The sequence below is a fragment of the Clostridium sp. genome, from assembly GCF_036660475.1.
In the GTDB taxonomy this organism is placed as follows: domain Bacteria; phylum Bacillota; class Clostridia; order Clostridiales; family Clostridiaceae; genus Clostridium_J.
Window position 1 is genome coordinate 485,575 of record NZ_JAVXAO010000002.1, and the last position, 21,609, is coordinate 507,183.

Consider the following 21,609-nt stretch of genomic DNA (forward strand, 5'->3'; position numbering starts at 1 on the left):
AATTTTTTCTCCTCCTAATTATCTAACTGCTACTAATGATGCAAGTGCTATAGAGTTCATCTTTGTTTGTGGTGAATCTGCCCTTGAAGTAACTATAACTGGTGCTGCTGCTCCCATAAGTAATCCACCATTTTTAGATTCTGTAGTATATGTTAAGCATTTATATACTGCATTTCCTGCTTCTATATTTGCCATTAATAGTATATCTGCCATACCTGCCACTGGACCTGAAATATTCTTATGAGCCGCTGCCTCTTTAGAAAGTGCATTATCAAGAGCAAGTGGTCCATCAATTATACAGCCTTTAATTTGACCTCTCTCACTCATCTTGGAAAGGTTTGCAGCATCTAGTGTAGCTGGCATACTTGGGTTTACAACTTCTACTGCACAAATAGGAGCAACTTTTGGTACTTCTATTTCAAGTGCATGTGCTACCTGTACTGCATTCTTTATTATATCAACCTTTTCTTTTAACTCTGGATACATATTGAAGGCAGCATCAGTTACAAATAATAATCTATCATAGCCTGGAACTTCAAATATAGCTATATGAGACATTTGCTTTCCTGTTCTAAGTCCTACTTCTTTATTTAGAACAGCTTTTAAAAATGTTGCTGTATCTACAAGCCCCTTCATCATCATATCGGCTTTACCTGATGATACAAGTTTAACTGTTTCAATTGCAGCCTTATTAGGATCTTTTTCATCTATTATTTCATATTCTTCAATATCCATATTAAGCTTTTTAGCTATAGATATAATCTTCTCTTTATCCCCTACTAATATTGCATCTGCGATACCATTTTTCTTAGCATCTCTTATAGCTTCAAGTACTGGTTCATCTTGTGCTACAGCCACTGCAACCTTTTTCATCGGCTGTGACTTAACCTTTGAAATCACTTCATCAAATGTTTTAATCATTTTAATTTCCCCCTATTGTAATTACACCTTATTCTCTATTAATTAAAACTTACTTCTTCATCATATATTTTTGGAACTTCTTCCCCTCTAAGTACTCTTAAAGCTCCTTGTGCAAGCGCTAACATTTCATCTTCACCTGGCACTAACTCAACTGGTGCAATAAATTTAACACTTTCAGTTATCCAATTAGTAACCCTCTTATTGTAAGCTATCCCACCTGTTAAAATTATAGCATCTATCTTTCCACATAGTGCTGTTGACATTCCACCAATCTCTTTGCTGATTTGATAAGCCATTGCTTTTAAAATAAATTCAGCTTTTTCATCTCCGCTGTCAATGAGCTTATCTACTTCTCTTCCATCATTAGTACCTAGGTAAGCTACAAGTCCACCTTCTCTTGTGATTTTGTTTTTTAATTCTTGTAGAGTATACTCTTTACTAAATGCAAGTTTGACTAAATCTCCGATAGGAAGTCCACCTGATCTTTCTGGTGAAAATGGTCCATCCTCATTTGCATTATTACAATCTATAATTCTTCCACCCTTTACTGGTGCAACTGTTATTCCTCCACCAATATGCGCTACAACAAAATTGCTTTTATCAAAATCTAAATTGTTCTTTTTACATACCCTCCTAGTTACAGCTTTGATATTTAGAGCATGAACTAAAGAACGTCTAGTTATATCTTCCATACCCGATATTCTTGTAACGTCATCTACTTCGTCTACTGCAACTGGATCAACTATATATGATGGTATACCTGATTTTTCTGCTATTTCGAAAGCAATAACCCCACCAAGATTAGATGCATGCTGTCCTTGGAATCCTACAATAAGATCATCTAACATTTTAAATGTTATTTTATAAGTTCCACCTGGCATAGGTCTTAAAAGCCCACCTCGTCCTACTACTGCTCCTAAGTCTTCAAGTGAATATCCATTTTTCTTAAGCCAACTATAAATAACCTCTGTTCTCATATCCTTTTGTTGAGATATATGAGAATATTTTTTCACCTCATCAGCGCTGTGAGATAAATTCTCTGAACGTACACATTCTTCCCCCAAAAACATTGCTATTTTTGTAGATGTTGACCCTGGATTAATTACTAATATATACTTATTTTCGCTCATATTCATACCCCCCACATTAAACTTTAATAAAATTCTATATTTTTCGATAATTCACTTCAAAAAATATTTGCTAAAATATTCTTAATTAATATTTTAGCAAATTTTATACCTAAATATCAAGGTGTTATCAATGTTATTTTGGTGAATATTCTGTTATGATTTTTTCAGCTACACGAAGTCCATCTATAGCAGCTGATATAATTCCCCCTGCATATCCTGCACCTTCTCCAGTTGGATACAATCCTTCTACGTTAATACTCTCGTAATTTTCATTTCTATTTATCTTTACTGGTGCTGATGTTCTAGTTTCAATACCTGTAAGTAATGCATCATTGCCTGCATAACCAGATATCTTTCTATCAAATACCGGCAAAGCTTCTTTTATTGAATCTATAACAAATTTAGGAGCACATTCCCTTAAATTTGAAAGTCTAGTTCCTGGTGTATATGTAGGTTTTACTTTTCTAAATCCTTTAGAGCCTTCATCATTTAAGAAGTCTTTCACTAACTGAACTGGTGCATTGTAGTTACCTCCACCTAATTTATAAGCTAATGATTCATAATGTCTTTGGAATTCAATTCCACCTAATGGAGTCGTGTCACTAAAGTCCTTAGGGTCTACTGATACAACTATTGCTGAATTGGCATTTTTGCCATCTCTTTTATAGTTACTCATTCCGTTTACTACTACAGTATTTTCTTCTGATGAAGACGCCACTACCTGACCACCTGGACACATACAAAAACTATATACCCCTCTACCAGACTGCTTACTTGTATGGGCTAACTTATAGTCAGCAGCTCTTAGCTTTGGATGTGTTGCAAATTTGCCATACTGATTCTCATCTATCATCTGTTGTAAATGTTCAATTCTGAATCCTATTGCAAATGGCTTTGCTGACATAGATACGCCTCTTTTAAATAGCATTTCATATGTATCTCTAGCACTATGGCCTGTAGCTAATATTAAATTATCACAAGGAATTTTTTCGCCATCTACAGTTATATCATAGATTTTATTATTTCTTATTTCTATATCCTCAAGTTTAGAAGAGAATCTAACTTCCCCACCCTTTGCTTTTATCTTTTCTCTAATATTTTTTATAACGCCCTTTAATATATCTGTACCAACATGTGGTTTCCCCATATATGTAATTTCTTCAGGTGCCCCCGCTAGAACAAGCTCCTCTAGTACATACCCACATCTATGGTCCTTAGCTCTAGAAGTAAGCTTACCATCTGAAAATGTTCCAGCTCCACCTTCCCCAAATTGCATATTACTATTTGTATTAAGTTCTCTATTAGTCCAGAATGCATCCACCGACTTAGTTCTACTATCTACATCCTCACCTCTTTCAATTATAAGAGGTGAATATCCTCTTTCAGCCAAAAGTAATCCTGCAAATAAGCCTGCTGGTCCCATACCAACTATTACAGGTCTACTTTGCATTTTCTTTTCTCCTGAGTTAAAGTTTATAGTATATTCATCTTCTCCAGCTTTAACTTCATTGCTTTTTGCTCTGTCAATTAGTTTTTTTTCCTTATCGCAGGTTACTTCTACTGCATAATTAACTTTTATATTTGATTTTTTTCTAGCATCTATGGATTCTTTAATTATCTTAAAGGACTTAAAATCATCCTCTCCAACTCCAAGTTTAGTTGCTGCCATTGATTTTAGGTTCTCTAAATTATCTTCTTTTATTTCTAGTACTAAGTTACTTATTTTAATTGTCATTATTATGTTGCTCCTCCGGCCTCAGCCTTTTTACTTATCTTTATCGCTATTTTATCTGGTTGTTTTGTTTTTATCTGTATTGTAGATGGTACCCCCGCTATCTGCAATTGAACTTCATGAGTTCCTTCTATTAAAGTTTTTAATTCTGCAGTTACCGTGAAGTTTTCTACTTTAAGTTTATCCATTTCATTTTGTTCACCTTGAAGCGTTAACTTCATTTCTTTAATATCCTGTTCTAGTGACAATCCCTCACCAAGATTAGCATAAGTTATAGGTATATTAAAGGTCTTTTCAACTTGTTTTTTAACTGTAAATTTTACCTTTACAGTCTTTTCATTATTTACAGTGTGAACCCCTGTAGGTATTATTAGATTTACGTTTAAAGTTGTATTATCATTTATCGTACTTAAATCAATTGGTTCAGTATCTATGGTTTGAAGTGCATCTATAACTGCAGTTGCTCCAGCAACTTCAATACTTTTAGGGATAGCTTCCATACTAGCGATGGAAACATTAGCGTTTTGAGTTCCTTTCGTTACTACATTTACATTTAGAACCTTACCCTTTTTTACATTAACTTGAACTTGTGAATACTCTGGATATACAGAAACCCCAATAACCTCTTTACCATCTGAATCCACTGCCTTTAGTTTACAACTTTCATCTATGTCTGCACTAGCATTTGTTATATCCACTTGAGCTGCTGCACTAACCACTTTATCTAAATATCTTTGTGGTCCGAAAATTTTCACCGAATTTGGAGTTACAACAGGCTCTTCACTATAATAGCCTTCCATAACCTCGCCAATTATATCTGTTGAAACACTAACCACTTTATCTGCTAAGGCATCAACTCCGATTTTCATTAAAAGTCCTTCAGAGTTTACTACTGTTACGCCCACCGGAACCTCTTTTACCTTTACTTGAACTTTATTTTCACCTTCTGTTAATGCATACCCTTGCAAATCCGCAACAAGTTTAAAATCTTTATTTTTATCTAAATCTTTAATTATTGACGAGGTTGCCTTAACCGTTAAATTCACATAAAACTCTTGATTTGATATTAATGTCAAATCTCTGTCTAAAAGTGTATCCTCATTAATTATTTGTACTGGTACATATTTAATTACACTAGTAATAACAGGGTTTTCACTACTACGAATATACATCCATAATATTAATGCTGCTACTACACAACAAGTTTTTATTATGATATCTTGTCTTTTTTGCTTATCCATAGCTTTACCCTTTCCTTAAATGATTCTTTTTTACCATTCCTATTTTTCATGATTTTTAACAATACATTTCGTAATTTGTCCTTATCATAATTCCTAAGAAGTCTTCCATTTATAGCTAAAGAAATAACCCCTGTTTCCTCAGAAACTATTATTGTTATACAATCTGTAATTTCAGTTATTCCTATTCCTGCCCTGTGCCTAGTCCCTAATTGTTTATTTAGCTTATCGTCATTTGTTAATGGTAGAAAACATCCTGAAGCTACAATTTTATCATTTCTTATAACTGTAGCACCATCATGTAATGGTGTATTTACAACAAATATATTTTGTAGAAGAGCTGATGATACATCACCATTTATCCTAGTTCCTGTATTTATAATGTCGCCTAGTCCGGTCTTTTGCTCAACTATTATAAGAGCTCCAACCCTTTCATCGGCTAACACTTCAACAGCATTAACAATTTCATCAACTACACTTTTCATTACCTCTTCATCCTCATATATAATTTTATCAACAAATGAAGTTCTACCTATGTGTTCTAGCGCCTTTCTTATTTCCGGCTGGAATATTATTATAATAGAAATCACACTAATTGTTAACGTATTTTCAAGTATCCAATTTAAAGTTCTAAGATTTAATACATCACTGATTGGTATCAACAAGAAAATAAGTACAATTCCCTTTAATAACTGTTCCGCCCTTGTTTCTTTTATCAACGTATATCCTTTATAAAATATATAAGAAACAACTATTACATCAATAACAGAAAATATTGAAAATCCCTTAAAAATGTTTATTAGTGAATTAAAACCTTCCATAAAGTCACCACCTAATGATAATCTATTCTAATTATACACCAATAGTTTAGTTTGTAATATAAAAAATACATTTTGAAGCAAAAATATTTTGAAATATTAAATATTATTAAATCATGAATATTTTAATACCTAACTTAATATATATTTATAATTACAAAGGGGGCTGCTTTAAGTGAGTAGAGAAAACTTTAAAATTAACAATGTAGTAGTCAAATATCTATGTTTTTTTATAGTTGGTATATGCTTATTTTTTATAAGCTACAGTTTTTTTAACCAATTTTCATCTAATAAAGGAAAGAGAGTTCTTTATAATACTATAAACTCAATTTCAAAAGTTAATAATAAATCTAAGTCTTTTTTAGATAATAATTCTTTAGATATAGATACCGCTCTAAAAGTATTGCCACAAATGAGTGAAGATTTAATTAATATATCTTCAGATTTAAATTCCAGCAAATATATTGCAGATAATTATAATACTAATGATTATAAAAACCTAATAAAAGGTCTAAGTGAAAATATACTCATCATAGATCAACTAAATGCAATGCTTAAGAACCCTTACGGAAGTGATATAGATTTAGCTGCAAACAATCTAAAAAATTTTAGAGATACAACTACAAATTATTATAGCTTAATTTCATATAAAAATTCCATATTTGATCTTGGTATTTCTCTTAATTCTGCCATAGACCTCTCTATAGATTATTGTATGTCTTCAAATAATCTTAGAAAAATATCAGAGATGAAGTTAGCAGAATCCACCAAATTTATATCCACTTTAGGTGAATTAGTTATATCTCTTGAAAACTTAAAATGCGATTATTATAGTAAGGTTCTTGAATGTCGTAGTGGGAATCTTACCTATGAATTACTTATTTCTAACCTTAATGACACACTTCTCAAACTTAATTCTGTAAAAAATGTGTTATCTCAAATGACTATACCTGATAGATTTTCATCTATATATAATGATTTTTCTGAAATAATCACTCTATATAATAACTATCTTTTAGATGTTAAATATGCCATAGTAACTGAAAATGTTCGCAGATCAAATAAGGATATAAAAAAAGATTTTATGGATTCACTGTATATTTCAAGTAGTAAAATCTACAGTGATATGGAAGTTAAGTATAAAAAATTTATTAATGAGTATAATAGTTTAAATAGCACTTACTGAAAAAGGAGATGAATTATATGAAAAAGTTCATTTTGATTCTTTTGCTTTTCTGTAACCTCGCCGCCGTAACTCCATACAATATAGATACTCTTAATAGAATAAATTCTACTACAATAGAAATTTAAATAAACCTTAAATAAAACAGAGGAAATAGTTATTATCCAACTATTTCCTCTTTATTTATATTTAATCTCCAGCCATAGGATACCAATGGCCTCCTTAATCTAAATAAAAGCTTCATATTGGCTGATATTTCTTAAAGTAATATCAGCATTTTATTGTAGTATTTCTTTTATCTTTGTGTTATTATACTCGGAATCTTGAAATTTATCTACAATAATCCTAGCATATAATTTAGCTTTCTCTATATCTACTGAAGCATTGCTTACCGCTAGAGAGTAAATGCATTGTTCAATATAAGATCCTTCTTCTAGGTACTTATCCACATAACCCTCATAATATTTATTTGAATTCTCTATATTCCCTAGTTTCTCATAGGAAACCCCTATCATAAATAGAATATGTTCATTAAGATAGCTTTCCCCACTATATTCATAGGCTAACTTAAGTGAAGTTATAGCATCTTCAATATTATTATCTTTAATAAGGTTACTTCCCTTTTCATATAAATAAATCACACCTTTAGTTTTTATTAAGTCTACTGCATTTTGAACTACTATCTTGTCATTAATTGCCAAGGTACTTATATCATGCTTACTTATGTAATTTATTATATTTTCATACTCTTCATTTTCTATGTACTTATTTAACTCTTTTGCCTGAAATAAACTTTCAGTCCCCTTTTTTTCATCACCTTTTTCATTTTCACTTACACTATTATCCACATTACTGTTATTTTTTTCATTATTTCCTTGGAAATTGTCTAAATTTGAATCGATCCCTGCTTGTATTTTCTCTTGATTTCTCTTAGATAATAATTTATATCCACTTAGTACTGAAATCCCTAATACTATTACGAAAACTATCACAACTAATGATATTAGTGTCTTTTTACTTACTTCATTCTTTTTTTTAACTATAAACCCAAGCTCAATTAACTGAGATTTTATTTTTAAAGCCTCTTCATTATTTCTATCTAACTCTAAAACATTTCCAACATATTTTACACTAATCTGATGCTGACCTAACTGCATATAACATTTTGAAATGTAATTCCATAGCTTCAAACTATTAAAATTAGATTTTTCACATTTCATAAAACATTTTAAAGCTTCCCTTATCTTTATTTCATTAAATAGTAGTACCCCTTGACTAAATATAAATTCATTACCTTCATCTATTCTTGAATCATCTAGATATTTCTTTGATACTACATCTCCATTTAATTTATAACTTAAATTCCAAGAATACTTGGCCTCTTCTAAATTCCCATTAATATAATATATCAAACCTTTTAAATTTAATGTAGGCGAATGTCCCCTTTCAATAACCAGTATCTTATCGCAACATTTCAACGACTTGTCTAACATGCCATCACAGTAATAATTCATAGCCTTTTTATATAATTTATTTGTATTATTCATTTATCCACCACTTACTTGCTTATTTTTCCAACTTTTCTTATCCTTACAATAAATTTTAACACATGAAAGCGTATTGCAAAATTATTTGTAATACGCTTATCCTCTTTATTTTATTATATCACCCAACTTATATTCTGGCACTATCTTCTCTATCTCTTTATATTCAGTTAAAGCATCATTTAAATACTTTACTAATTTTATCTTTAGGTCATTTCCTACCTTTTCAATTGAAACAAATCTTTCTTTATCTAAAGCTGTACCTATTAGTATCTGTTCCCCAGTGGTTATATCCATTATTATAATTTCTTCTCCATTAACTAGGGTTCCATACCCTCCACCTTGAATTATCATAATATGAGTATTGTCATACCAGCTAATTGATAGTGGTGATATCTGGTTACCCATCAAATTATTTGGGTCTGAAATTTCATATTTATACATTTTATTGTTTACTGTATCTTTTATATAAATTTTCCCTATACCTTCTTCACTTGCAGTCTTGCCTTTACCATCTATAGTTCCTTCATATTTATTATCTGATGTTGATATAAATGGTGTATTAAAACTTATTTCTTCTACCGGTGAAACTTCTATTCTCGAATATATTTCTACATAATTATATTCTTGACCCCTCGGCTTATTCCTACTATCATCACTAATATCTTTGGATTTCATATCAGGTACAATCTTTAACCCTTCCATATCATTTGGGTTTATATTTTCTTGGCTTTTCCCTAACTTATCTTCAGAATTCATTGATGCTGATGAAATTTCATTATTTCTATTATTAATTAAACTCATAGTTATTGGTGTAACTATAATTCCTAACGCTAAGACAGCAGCTATTGCAATTATATTTTTATGATTTCTTTTTAATATATTTGTCTTCTTTGTATATTTGCTTCTATCAATACTATTCATAACCTTATCTGTAAAACCACTAAGTTCTATCCCCTTTTGTGAAAACATATCCTTAAAAGCTTTGTACTCCATCAATTCTCTTTCATAGCTTTCTTTGCAACTGTCACATGATAGAATATGCTCCCTCATCTTTTCATCCAACTCAGCTGACAAATTTCCCTCAATATATTGTGTCAAATTTTCTTTATACTTACTACACTTCATCATGGTTCCTCCTACTTTCAATTGCAAAAGATTTTAAATCCATCTCTTACTTTATAGTATCGTCTTTTTACTGTAGTTTCTGTAACACCTAAAATCTGTCCTATATCTCCAAATGTCATCTCTTGTGAATACCTTAATCCTAAAATTTGTTTATCTATTTCATCCAAAGTACTTATATATTCGTTTACTTTGGTTTTAACTTCAACATATTCTGCCGACTCTTCTGGGCTCATATCCGACGATGATATATTATACACCTCATCAATATCACTCTCGTAAATTTTTCTATACTTTCTAGTGTAGTCTATAGTTTTATTCTTTGCTATTTGTAGTATCCAATTGTAAAAACTAAACTTACTATTATACATATTAAGTTTATTATATACTGTTATAAATACTTCTTGTGCAATATCTTCACTAGCTTCCTTCTGTTTAATCATTGCATAAACAAATCTAAAAATATTTAACTGATACTTCTGTACTATCAATTCAAAACTTTTTATATCACCTTTTAATACATTATTTACGAGAATAACATCTTCTAAAGGCACTTTTTTTTGTGAAGTCATCTTCATACCTCTCTCTATATAAATAATACGATACCAATTTTATAAAGTATCACCTCTGTGTAAGTAACTTAGGAATTATTACATCAATTTTATTACAAATAAACCCATTACATCCTATTCTTATATTATAATTATACTACAATTTACACATATAATAAGTATTTTTTATTATAAAAAATAAGACTGTAGATCTAATTCCTATAATGAACTAGATCTACAGTCTTTAGTTTAATATAACATCAATTTTTATAAAAGCATTAGTATAATAAACATGGCTGTAATTATTATTCCTGCCGCTATGCAATTTGCTTTATAGGTATACCTACCTACATTATAATCTCTTTTTCAAGCATCTTTAAATGGATCTTTTAGCTTTGCCATAGATACTCCCCTTATTATAATGGTTTTTTAACTACATCAATTACTGTTCCATCTCTATATTCTACAACAGCAACTATTTCATCCGATAGTTCTATTGCTCTTGGAGTTCCTGTAATCTTCTCTGCGATTTCCTTTAATTCTTCTATTGTAACTACATTAAGATTCGCTGCTTTTAACTCTTCAATTAAATCTGTTCTTTTTGGGTTAACTGCAATGCCTCTCTCTGTAACTATTACATCAATAGTTTCTCCCGGTGTTGTTATTGTAGTTAATTTATCTTTTATAATTGGTAATCTAGCTTTAGTAAGTTTTGTTACTATTATTGTTAGCTTAGATCCAGCTGCAGTATCAGCGTGACCGCCTGAACCACCCATTATAGTTCCATCTGATCCAGTCGTAACGTTAACATTAAAGTTTGTATCAATCTCTGTAGCGCCTAATATTACTATATCTAAATTGTTTACTACAGCACCTTTGTTGTGAGCATTTCCATACATTGATGCAGACATAGTCATATGTCTTGGATTCACCGCACAAGATTTTACAGCTTTTAAGTCAAAACATTGAACATCAAGTAAACTTTCAAATAATCCATCTTCAAACATATCTACTATATATCCAGTTATTCCACCTGATGCAAAACTTCCTTTAATTTCATTCTTCTTCATGTGTTCTCTAAGTTCTGATGCAACTGCTAAAGATATCCCTCCTGCCCCTGTTTGGAATGACATCCCATTTTTAACAAGGCCTGAAGCTATCATAGCATCTAAGGCTGTCTTTGCAATTTTAAGCCCAATTGGATCCTTAGTTATCTGTGTAGTTCCTGACACTATTCCTGCTGGATTTCCTATAGACTCTACCTTTACTACATAATCTACATGAACTTGACTTATTTCTATAGGTGAATTTGGGTATCCTACTAAGTTATCAGTTATAGCAACTACTGTATCGGCATATTCTGCGTCAGATACTGCATAGCCAAGTGCTCCACAAGCTGATTTACCATAAAGTCCATTAATATTACCATAAGCATCACTAGCTGGTGCCCCTATAAATGCAATATCAATGTGTAAATCACCACTTTCAATAGCTCTTGATCTGCCTCCATGGGTGTGCATTATTGCTGGATATTTTAGCTTCCCTGATGAAATTGCATCTGCCACAGGACCTGAAATATAGTTTGCATATATTTTACTGACTGTACCATCTTCTATATATGCAACTAGCGGTTTATGATTTGGAAATATTGAACTAGCTGCTACTGTTAGATCTTTTATCCCTCTCTTTGCAATAGCTTCTACAACCATATTAAGAATATAGTCACCATTTCTTAAATGATGATGAAATGATACGCACATACCATCTTTAAGCTCTATTTTATTTAAAACTCCATCTATAGAATCTACTAGCTTGCTATCCATTGGAACTACCGGCTTAATATTCACTGATGCTTTATTTAGCGGCTCCATATTTTTAAAGGCACCTTCAAAAGGAACTACTTTCCCATATCCGTCTATATAATCTGGAAGTTCTCTCCCTAATATATTTTCCATCCTTATCACCTCGTAATCCTCATTAAATAAGGCCTAATTTTTTACTTAAATCTACAGTAGTCTTTGCTCTATTTATAACTGGAGCATCTATCATTTTACCATCTAGAGAAAATACGCCCTTACCTTCTCTTTCTGCTTCTTCCATTGCATCTAATACCCTTTCTGCATATACTATTTCTTCTTTAGTCGGTGCATATACAGCATGTATGGTATCTATCTGCCTTGGATTAATTGATGCCTTTCCTGTCATTCCAAGGGACTTTGCTAGAAGTATATCCTTCTTAAGTCCGTCAAAGTCATTTGTATCTGTAAATGGCGTGTCTATAGAGTCCACCCTCATAGCCTTACATGCTACAGCAACTCTATTTCTAGCATAGAATATTTCATTTCCTTCTTTAGTTCTCTTTATCCCTAAATCGGAAGTTAAATCCTCAGCCCCTAAAAGTACTGCAACTACTCTATCCGAAGATTTAATTATGCTATATACATTTTCAACACCGTAAGCACTTTCAACAATAGGTACTAGCTTAATACTTTTACCTTCAAAACCTTCTTCTGATTCTATTCTATCTAACATACTACTAATTTCTATTAATTCTTCCTCCGTTGCCTTTGGAACCATTAATGCATCTGGTTTAACTCTTCCAATAACATCAATATCCTCTCTAGAAAATTCTGTAGTTAATGGGTTAATTCTAACAACAACCTCAACCCCACTGTAATCTACATTCTTAATAGCCTCTCTAACAAGTATTCTTGCACTGTCTTTTTCTGTAAGACTTACTGCATCTTCAAGATCAAGAATCACCGAATCAGCTCCTAGTATTGATGCATCTTGAAGCATTCCTGGATTGTTTCCTGGCATGAAAAGCATAGTTCTTCTTAACTTCATATTTACACCTCCTACTGTGCTCTTTTTACTGCAGTCTCAACTCTTGCTCTTATTGTATAATCAAGAGCACCCTTGTCCTGAGCTTTTACCACTGCATTTTTAACACCTAAACGCTCTAATGTTTCTCTTATAGCGCTCTCAATTTCCTTACCAAATTGTTTAATAACTAAGCTTTCAAGCTCAATAATAATTCCATTCACTTCATTTGGCATAATTACAACGTATATATCATTTGATTCAAGGGTTCCAGCCTTTGAAATTCTATTTATCTCCATATAAATCACCTCTATATGTGGATTATACCACTATTTTTTGCTGTTTAAGTATGCTTCTTTACCCATTTCGTATAAGTTATTTCCCTCTGAGTCTATAACTACTACTATAGGTAAATCTTCCACCTCAAGTCTTCTTATTGCCTCTGCACCTAAATCTTCATAGGTTACTATTTCTGCTTTCTTTACACATTTACCAATAAGTGCTGCTGCACCACCTATTGCACCAAAGTACACTGCTTTGTTTTTCTTCATTGATTCAATAACTTCAGTATTTCTTAAGCCTTTCCCAATCATTCCTCTTAAGCCATGATCCAAAAGTGCAGGGGTATACGCATCCATTCTATAACTAGTAGTAGGTCCCGCTGAACCTATTGCTCTACCCTCTTTTGCAGGTGTCGGCCCTACATAATATATTACACTATCCTTTACATCTATAGGAAGCTCTTCTCCCTTTTCTAAAAGCTCTGCAAGCCTCTTATGAGCCGCATCTCTTCCAGTATATATAACTCCGCTTAATAAAACACTATCCCCAGCCTTTAACTCTTTAACCTTTTCCTCTGTAAGTGGTGTAGTTATTCTTTTTTCCATAAAACTTTCCCCCTTATTATATCTCTACTTCAGCATGTCTTGTTGCATGACAACTAATATTAACGGCTACTGGAAGACCCGCTATATGAGTAGGATAAGTTTCAATATTTACTGCCAGTGCTGTAGTTTTCCCACCAAATCCTTGTGGTCCTATGCCTAACTCATTTATCGTAGTTAACAGTTCATTTTCTAAATCTGCATAATATGGATTTTCATTTCTAACATCCACAGATCTTAAAAGTGATTTTTTTGAAATAGCTGCCGCCTTATCAAATGTACCTCCAATTCCAACTCCAACAATAATTGGTGGACATGGATTTGGTCCAGCTTCTTTAACAACCTTTATTATAAAATCCTTAACACCTTGAACTCCATCTGAAGGTTTCAACATTTTTATTTGACTCATATTTTCCGAACCAAAGCCCTTAGGTGATACTGTTATCTTAAGTTTATCACCTGGTACAATATTATAATAAATCATAGCTGGTGTATTATCTTTTGTGTTTACCCTATCTAAAGGGTCTTTAACTACAGATTTTCTCAAATAACCGTCTTTATACCCTTGTCTTACTCCTTCATTTATAGCCTCTTCTAAAGAGCCACCAACAACATGAATATCTTGCCCAATCTCTATAAATACACATGCAACACCTGTATCTTGACACATTGGTACATCTTCATTTTTAGCTATATCAGCATTTACTAATATCTTGTTCAATATACCCTTCGCAATATCCCAATCTTCTTCTTCATGGGATTTCTTAAGTCTATTTTTAATATCATCACTTAAGTAATAGTTAGCATCAATACATAGTTTTTTTACAGCTCCAGTTACCTCTGAAACATTTATTTCTCTCATAATATACTCCTCCAATATCTTCAATTAAGAATTATAAATTATAGATTATAAATTCATGTTGAAATTCTTTCACAATTTCTTAAATTATATTATTAAATCTACCATTTTTACTCTCATAATTCACTTTTTAAATTTTTTATTTATAATTTTAAATTTTATATTCTAAATTTAAAATTATGCCCCTATAAGTAAAAGGCAGTTTAATTAAACTGCCTTTTTATTTACCATTAATTTTCTATTTCTTTCTTCTGTTTACTAAGGCAACAACCCTATTCATTTCATTGTTTACTATCATGTAGCCTTCATCAACACCCATTCCTGGTTTAGCTAAACATTGATCTGCTCCACATGCTATAGCAATATTTGTACAAATTTCTGCTGATCTATTTGTTTCGTTACAAGTTCCTCCACAGTAAGCTCCAACATTCATTTTCTTACAATATAATATTGCTTCGATTGTGTTGTTTACTCCACCAAGGTCTGGAGTTTTTATTTGAAGCATATGTCCTGAATTATGATCTGCAAAGAATACTACGTCATCATAAGTATTGCACCATTCGTCTGCAACTAATTCAACGTTTATGTCTCTGTTATCAAGCTCAGCTGTTAATTCTCTTAACGCTTCCATTTGTTTTTCTCTATGCTCTACGTCCATTGGTCCTTCAATTCTTAATTTGAAAGGTTTTGCTGCTTCTTCTAATGTAGCTATATAATCTGCCATAGCTTTTATATCATTGTTAAATGCAACTCCTATAGTTCCATAAACATCTATGTGGAATATTGGGTTATAGTCTTCACTAGTTCTTAATTTTAATACTCTAGCACTTAACCAAGTAACATAATCAAGAAGTTTTTCACCCTTTAATCCTAATTTATCTTCTACATGGTTTATTAAAGCATGAGGCATTACATCTGCACCTTTAATAATCATTTTATCTGCATTATTGTATCTATCATCACCTGATTGTGTAAATATTGGAATTCTCTTTATATCTACGCCTGTGTCGTATTCATCTCTTACAACTTCAGCCATAGTAACTTTTTTAGCTTTTGAAACTGCATCAAGAATTGCTTGAGTTACTCCATATCTTATAGCAGTATGAAGTCTTTTACCATTAATAGTCATTCTATCAAATTCTTCAGCTAAAAATTTAAAATTAGTTAATTCTCTACCTATAAGTTTTGGCGCTATTTCATTTTCTATAACCGGTATAAAGTCTTTTGCTAAAAATAATGGATCACGTCCACCTGCTCCTGAGTATTGTACTGCTGCACAATCTCCAACAGCCACTTGACCATCTTCAAGTATTAACATTACAGATATAGATTCCCCTGCTTGTCTTATTGAAGTGAATCCTTCAGTTACTGGTTCCCCTACATAAGTAAATCCATCATGACCTGCTCCTGCTTTTATAGCTCTTTGGTCATCAAAGTAAAATCCAGTTCTTCCTGCGGAACATACAACATCAACAATTTTCATTTAAATACACCTTACTTTCTTAATTTTAAAAGTTTTACTATTATCCTGTGATTAATTTACAATTTTTAAATTATTACTCTGGTCTTCCTACAAGTTTTCCTTTTCCTACAGCAAAAATATCATCTATCGTCATTTGGAATCCAACTTCACGATTCTCATATTTTCCTCTTTCATCTAGCTTCTTCATATTAAAAGCTTTAAGCTCTGCATTAAATGGAACATTTCCAAATTTAAGATATCTAACCGCTCCATTGTTATCTCTTGCAGGCATCATTTTACCCGCATTATATTTACTTGGTGCAAATGGAACATCTATAATTCCCATGTCAAATCCTTTTACTGCTCCAGTAGCTAAGTCACCTTTACCGATTTCATATAACTTATCTACCATGCATCTTGTCTCAGCTTTAATTATAGCAATTTCAGTTCTAAGTTCATCAGATAAGTGCATTTTTTGACCACCTAATAAGTTTAAAGTCATTTTTGTTGCTCTTATACCTTGTGCATTAGCTTCTTTTGTAGGAATCCCTATAGCTTCATGTGGTGTTTTAACTATAACTTTTGTAGCTCCTGCAAGTGCTGCTGCCGCTGCTCCTGTAGATATAACTCCAAATGCTTTAGCCTCATCAGCTGGGAATCCTCCCATCCATTGGTGGAATACAGTTGTTAAATAAACATCTCCATACCCATAAGCTCTTAGATAATCACTACATTGCTCTTCAAGTGCTCTAATCGCTGCAACGTCTTGTATTAAGTTACCACATTGTCCATATCCAACTGTAATATTTTTAACACCTTGCTCTGCCGCAAGTAATGATTCTACTATAGCAACCGCATTAGATGTACTTGGTGGAACTAAAGTCCCCGTTAATGGTCCAAATGGCTCTCTATTGATAGATATCCCTTGCTCTTCATAGAACCCAACTAATCTATCGCAATATTGCCAATCATAAATAGTCTTTTCTAATGTAACACTTTTAGCGTATGGTATGTTATAAGATATACCTCCACCCTCATTTGATGTCCAACCAGATGCATGCGTGATCTCTGCAAGTAATCTTCCATCTGGAGTACCGTGTCTTGATTCTAATGGTAGATTTACTGATTCGAATACTTTTCTACACCCTTCAACTCCGTGGTTAACTCCTGGGAATCCATTAAGAAGTGATCTTCTGGCTTTTATACTTTCCTGTATCCCTACTTCACATTCTTCATATCTATTTTGTCTTGTATAACTATCTATTGTAGATGGTAGTAGGTCTGCTCCACCTTCTTTATCTAAGTAGTTTAGTAATTCTATGTGGCTATCTATTAAAGCTACACCAGCCCTTGGTTGAGCTAGGGTTATACCCGCTTCCTTTGCTTCAATTAACTTCTTTGCAAAGTTTTTATGTGCTGGAATTTTTTTGTTATAGTCTATGGCTTCTTGTAAGTCTATTTCTTTACCTGTTGGCCATTGTGCTAAAACCTCTTCCCTTACCTTAAAGAACTCTTCCTCGGACCACTTCTTATTTTTTAGTTCCACTTCAATTTACCTCCTAGTGATTTACACTTCTACTAAATATTTTTTCATTATTCTTACCGCTTTATCTGGATAATCTTGTGCAAGTAACCCCATTGATGACAATATATAAGTTTTGTCCACTAATGTCTTTGGATTTTTAGGTCTTAAGGATACTGCATTTTCCACGTTAAATTTTCCTGAGTTTAATATATCTGCTGGATTATTACTATGAACTAAAACTCCACCTGTACCTATAATGTACTTCACATCCATTAAATCTTTTCCCAATTGATTATATACAGCACCCATTGGAGTGTATATGCATTCAACCGTTCCACAATGTCTTTCCATTGAAAGTTCTGTAGCCGCCTTGGCCATAGCCTCATCAAAGCTTATATCTGACTCTGTATCAGGTACCATCATTATGTTACTATTTCTATACTTACATTTTGCTTCGATATCTATTTTCCTATCATAATCATTTAGGTATCCTCGGAGTTTTCTACTTCCAGCAGCCTCCCAAAGTGACACTGCTGAATACCTCATTCCAAGATCCCCCTCTACGGTTCTCTTTGCAAAGGGTTCTTCTAACCCCTTCATATTTACTCCACCTTTAGTTGGTTCTCCACTTCCAATAGAGTGAACATCTGTAGTTGCACCACCTATATCAATTATAACTAGATCTCCAAGCCCCTCTTCTTCATCGCTACCTTCTCCGAGCACTCTAGCAGCTTTAAGCACTGCTGCTGGAGTAGGCATAAGTATTCCATTTATAAAACTTTCTGCATTAGACAATCCTTTTGCATCAGTTATTCTTTCCATAAATACTTTTCTTATTTCTTCTCTAGCCGGTTCTACATTTAATACATTCAATTGTGGCATAACATTCTCTGTTATACTGAAATAAAACCCCGCTTCTGTAAACATTTGTTTTATCTCATCGTTTGCTCCTTTATTTCCAGCAACAACTATTGGAATATTAACACCACACTCTACCAGCATTCTTGCATTATGTAAAATACATTGTTTATTTCCACCATTTGTTCCTCCCGCTAGGAGAATTATATCTAAATCAGAATTTTTTATTTCCAATATTTCATCTTGTGTTAATTCGTAGCTATACACCTTTATCACTCTAGCTCCTGCTCCTAAGGCTGCTCTTTTAGCAGCTTCTGCAGTAAGCTCTGGAACAAGTCCAATAGCAACCATCTTTAGTCCACCAGCTGCTGAAGAACAAGCAAGCTTCTTAACAAAGTTTACCTCTTTCCCCTCTAGCTGATTCATGAGTTTCTCATAGGCTTTATTGAATCCTATCATTATATCATTTTCAATAGTTGTTATATCTTTTGCTGTAGCTAATATTTTCTCATTTTCTATATCTACTGCAGTCAATTTTGTATATGTGCTACCAAAATCTAAAAGTAAATAAGCATTCACCTAAATCACTCCAGTTCCATATTACAACTTTTAGTAAATTAAATTAGTTGTTCTATATTACTTTTCTATTATATTCCTAAGTCTTCGTTTAGATCATGGATAGTAGTCTCTAAGCTTGTTCCTGGTGGATAAACTCTATCAAAGCCCATAGCTTTAAATCTTGAGTATACTTCATTCCAATCTTGTTTACCAACAACAATATTTCCACCTACATAAATTAGTATATCTTTAAGTCCTGCCTCATCACATTTTTCTCTTAATCCTCTACAATCAATTTCTCCATGTCCATAAAGTGAAGAAACTATCATTGCATCTGCATTTGTTTCAACTGCTGCGTTTATGAAATCTTCTTGTGGTGATAATACTCCTATGTTAATAACCTTAAATCCTGCTTCTGTAAGGGCATAATCTAATATTTTGTTACCAACGGCGTGGCAATCTGCTCCAATGACTCCAAGAACTAATGTCTTTTTTTCCATTTTTTAATTCCTCCCGAATTAACTTCTTTGATACTTTAATTCTACAATTTTTGATTTAAGCGTCTTCACCGATGCTGACTCCAAGCTATAAGAAAATTCTATAAGTTCTTTATTTTCATCATTAAACTTACATATATCCTTATATCTTCCTGGTGTCACTATCAGAACCTCTGATCTATCAATTACCTCTTTAAGACCATCTTCATTTAAGCCATTAAAATATTCTACTGATAAATCTCCAAGTCCTGCATTTTCAAGTGCTGATTTAATTTTAAATATAAACTCTTCAGATAAACAAATAAATGAAAACTTTGTATCTGAAGGATGTCTAGCAATTCTCACGATGGATTCCAGATTAGGATTTATAGACACTCCTATTATCTCTTTATTCCATCCATTTAAAAATTTATTTACTTCATTGATGTGATTAAATGGTGATATAATCACCTCACATGCTGAAAGCTTGTCCTTTGTTTCGCTACTCATCTGTTCTAAATCTATTAATGTAAATGGGATAGTATTAACATTTGTTAATGACGTTATCTCTTTACTAAACATTCTTGACTGTTCAATATTACATTCCACAAATGCTGAAGTAACATTATTCATAAGGTCCTTTTTTTCATCAACTCGATTGTTTACTATTTCTAAAAAATCATCAGGATCAATACCACATTCCAATGCCTCTTCTAGGGCTAAGTCTACAAACTTATTTATCTTTTTTCTACTATCTTCATTTCTCCAAGAAACAGCTTCTTCTGCTACGTATGTCCCATTTCCTCTTATTGATTTTAACACACCCTTAGATTCTAACTCATTATATGCAGCACTAATTGTATTTCTACTTACTACTAGCTCTTGAGACAATTCTCTCTCCGTAGGCATCTTACTTCCAACTCTTAGTGTTCCATCTTTTATAAGATACATTATTTGTTTTTTCACTTGGATATATAGAGGTATCCCATTTTTTTTATCTATCGTAATGTTCAAAATTTCATCTCCTGACATATTGGATGAATTGATTAATCCAATTCCATAATCATAGTAACACATGGATTAATCATTTGCAATTTGATAATTTGTCATATTGTGCTAAAAGCCTACTTTTAACTAAAAAAGTAGGCTATTATCTTTAATTTTCTCTATTTTCCAAGTAAATACTTATAGATTCAGATAATGCATTTGCAATCATTTGCTGATAATCTTCAGTCTTCAATTTATCACATTCTTCAGGATTACTAAGAAAACCGCATTCAACTATAACCCCCGGCATATCATCATTTCCTCTTAACACCTTATATTGACTGCCAGCAGCCTTAGCTTCTCTCTTATTGGATGGGTCCAATTTTGATTTTAATGTAGATTGCATTACTGACGCAAGCTTAGCACTATCTTTATAATCAGAATACCAAACTTGTGCCCCCTTGCAATTAGCCTGTGGAAAAGCATTCAAATGTATACTTACAAACATATCACATTTGGTTTCATTTTTTAAAGCAACCCTTCTGTTTAAATCCTCATATTTCATTTCCTTAATCGGCTTACCTTCAGTGTACAACCCAACATCCTCAGATCTAGTAAATTCAACTTTATATCCTTGACTCTTTAAATTTGCACCCAAGAGCAGTCCAATATTTAAATTTATGTTTTTTTCTGCTGTGCCATCTTTTGATGAAGCTCCTCCATCAATCCCACCATGACCAGGATCAATAAGTATTATTTTTTCACTACCTATATCGAATTCGCTATTTTTATAAGTAGTAACTACACTATTTAGGTTAATAGCAAAGATACTAATGAATCCCAATATAATCACTGCAAGTATTGATATTAGCTTAGTATTCTTTATGTTAATCCCATCCTTTTACATTACTATGTAATTATATGTATTCACATCG

At 32.4% G+C, this 21,609-nt stretch carries 20 protein-coding genes; 1 reads left to right on the forward strand and 19 read right to left on the reverse strand.

From position 1 onward, the window contains the following. Nucleotides 1–18: 18 nt before the first annotated feature. The 5 genes from ptb to cdaA form a co-directional block, all read right to left on the reverse strand. A complete protein-coding gene (gene ptb / locus RSA29_RS05270) occupies nt 19–921 on the reverse strand; it encodes a phosphate butyryltransferase (RefSeq protein ID WP_346942695.1) in 903 nt (300 codons plus the stop codon). A 38-nt stretch (nt 922–959) separates the two neighbouring features. Further along, entirely contained in the window at nt 960–2,051 is a 1,092-nt protein-coding gene (gene buk, locus RSA29_RS05275; RefSeq protein ID WP_346942694.1) for a butyrate kinase, read from the reverse strand. Nucleotides 2,052–2,184: 133 nt separating this feature from the next. Beyond that, nucleotides 2,185–3,786 (reverse strand): FAD-dependent protein, encoded by a 1,602-nt coding sequence (locus RSA29_RS05280; RefSeq protein WP_346942693.1) that lies wholly within the window; start codon nt 3,784–3,786, stop codon nt 2,185–2,187. A gap of 2 nt (nt 3,787–3,788) precedes the next feature. Continuing rightward, nucleotides 3,789–5,024 (reverse strand): CdaR family protein, encoded by a 1,236-nt coding sequence (locus RSA29_RS05285; protein WP_346942692.1) that lies wholly within the window; start codon nt 5,022–5,024, stop codon nt 3,789–3,791. Continuing rightward, entirely contained in the window at nt 4,994–5,842 is an 849-nt protein-coding gene (gene cdaA, locus RSA29_RS05290) for a diadenylate cyclase CdaA (protein WP_346942691.1), read from the reverse strand. Before cdaA ends, RSA29_RS05285 begins: the two co-directional genes overlap by 31 nt. 172 nt (nt 5,843–6,014) lie before the next feature. Between cdaA and RSA29_RS05295 the strand changes: the two genes are divergently transcribed. Beyond that, complete coding sequence (locus RSA29_RS05295; RefSeq protein ID WP_346942690.1) at nt 6,015–7,025, forward strand: hypothetical protein; 1,011 nt, start codon at nt 6,015–6,017, stop codon at nt 7,023–7,025. 275 nt (nt 7,026–7,300) lie between these two features. Here RSA29_RS05295 and RSA29_RS05300 read toward each other — a convergent pair whose 3' ends face one another. The 14 genes from RSA29_RS05300 to cwlD form a co-directional block, all read right to left on the reverse strand. Continuing rightward, nucleotides 7,301–8,569, reverse strand: a complete 1,269-nt coding sequence (locus RSA29_RS05300) for a hypothetical protein (RefSeq protein ID WP_346942689.1) — start codon at nt 8,567–8,569, stop codon at nt 7,301–7,303. A 105-nt stretch (nt 8,570–8,674) separates the two neighbouring features. Next, nucleotides 8,675–9,697 carry a DUF4652 domain-containing protein gene (locus RSA29_RS05305; protein WP_346942688.1) on the reverse strand — a complete coding sequence of 341 codons (1,023 nt, stop codon included), beginning with the start codon at nt 9,695–9,697 and terminating at the stop codon, nt 8,675–8,677. Between the two features lie 14 nt (nt 9,698–9,711). Continuing rightward, a complete protein-coding gene (locus RSA29_RS05310) occupies nt 9,712–10,263 on the reverse strand; it encodes a sigma-70 family RNA polymerase sigma factor (protein WP_346942687.1) in 552 nt (183 codons plus the stop codon). 395 nt (nt 10,264–10,658) lie between these two features. After that, complete coding sequence (gene citF / locus RSA29_RS05315; protein ID WP_346942686.1) at nt 10,659–12,197, reverse strand: citrate lyase subunit alpha; 1,539 nt, start codon at nt 12,195–12,197, stop codon at nt 10,659–10,661. Between the two features lie 22 nt (nt 12,198–12,219). Beyond that, the gene (locus RSA29_RS05320) at nt 12,220–13,089 is read right to left on the reverse strand and encodes an aldolase/citrate lyase family protein (protein ID WP_346942685.1); all 870 of its coding nucleotides are present in this window, start codon (nt 13,087–13,089) and stop codon (nt 12,220–12,222) included. An 11-nt stretch (nt 13,090–13,100) separates the two neighbouring features. Continuing rightward, nucleotides 13,101–13,364 carry a citrate lyase acyl carrier protein gene (gene citD, locus RSA29_RS05325; RefSeq protein WP_346942684.1) on the reverse strand — a complete coding sequence of 88 codons (264 nt, stop codon included), beginning with the start codon at nt 13,362–13,364 and terminating at the stop codon, nt 13,101–13,103. Nucleotides 13,365–13,394: 30 nt separating this feature from the next. Further along, complete coding sequence (locus RSA29_RS05330) at nt 13,395–13,952, reverse strand: Fe-S-containing hydro-lyase (RefSeq protein ID WP_346942683.1); 558 nt, start codon at nt 13,950–13,952, stop codon at nt 13,395–13,397. A gap of 16 nt (nt 13,953–13,968) precedes the next feature. Continuing rightward, nucleotides 13,969–14,811, reverse strand: coding sequence for a fumarate hydratase (locus RSA29_RS05335; RefSeq protein WP_346933187.1), 843 nt, complete (start codon nt 14,809–14,811; stop codon nt 13,969–13,971). 235 nt (nt 14,812–15,046) lie between these two features. Next, nucleotides 15,047–16,291, reverse strand: a complete 1,245-nt coding sequence (locus RSA29_RS05340) for a methylaspartate ammonia-lyase (RefSeq protein ID WP_346933186.1) — start codon at nt 16,289–16,291, stop codon at nt 15,047–15,049. 73 nt (nt 16,292–16,364) lie between these two features. Then, the gene (locus tag RSA29_RS05345) at nt 16,365–17,816 is read right to left on the reverse strand and encodes a methylaspartate mutase subunit E (RefSeq protein WP_346942682.1); all 1,452 of its coding nucleotides are present in this window, start codon (nt 17,814–17,816) and stop codon (nt 16,365–16,367) included. A gap of 21 nt (nt 17,817–17,837) precedes the next feature. Further along, nucleotides 17,838–19,232: a methylaspartate mutase accessory protein GlmL gene (gene glmL / locus RSA29_RS05350; protein WP_346942681.1), complete on the reverse strand. Its 1,395-nt coding sequence runs from the start codon at nt 19,230–19,232 to the stop codon at nt 17,838–17,840. Nucleotides 19,233–19,300: 68 nt separating this feature from the next. Continuing rightward, a complete protein-coding gene (gene glmS / locus RSA29_RS05355; RefSeq protein WP_346933183.1) occupies nt 19,301–19,711 on the reverse strand; it encodes a methylaspartate mutase subunit S in 411 nt (136 codons plus the stop codon). Between the two features lie 18 nt (nt 19,712–19,729). Then, a complete protein-coding gene (locus RSA29_RS05360; RefSeq protein WP_346942680.1) occupies nt 19,730–20,719 on the reverse strand; it encodes a GntR family transcriptional regulator in 990 nt (329 codons plus the stop codon). 124 nt (nt 20,720–20,843) lie between these two features. Then, complete coding sequence (gene cwlD, locus RSA29_RS05365) at nt 20,844–21,566, reverse strand: N-acetylmuramoyl-L-alanine amidase CwlD (protein ID WP_346942836.1); 723 nt, start codon at nt 21,564–21,566, stop codon at nt 20,844–20,846. Between the last annotated feature and the right edge of the window lie 43 nt (nt 21,567–21,609).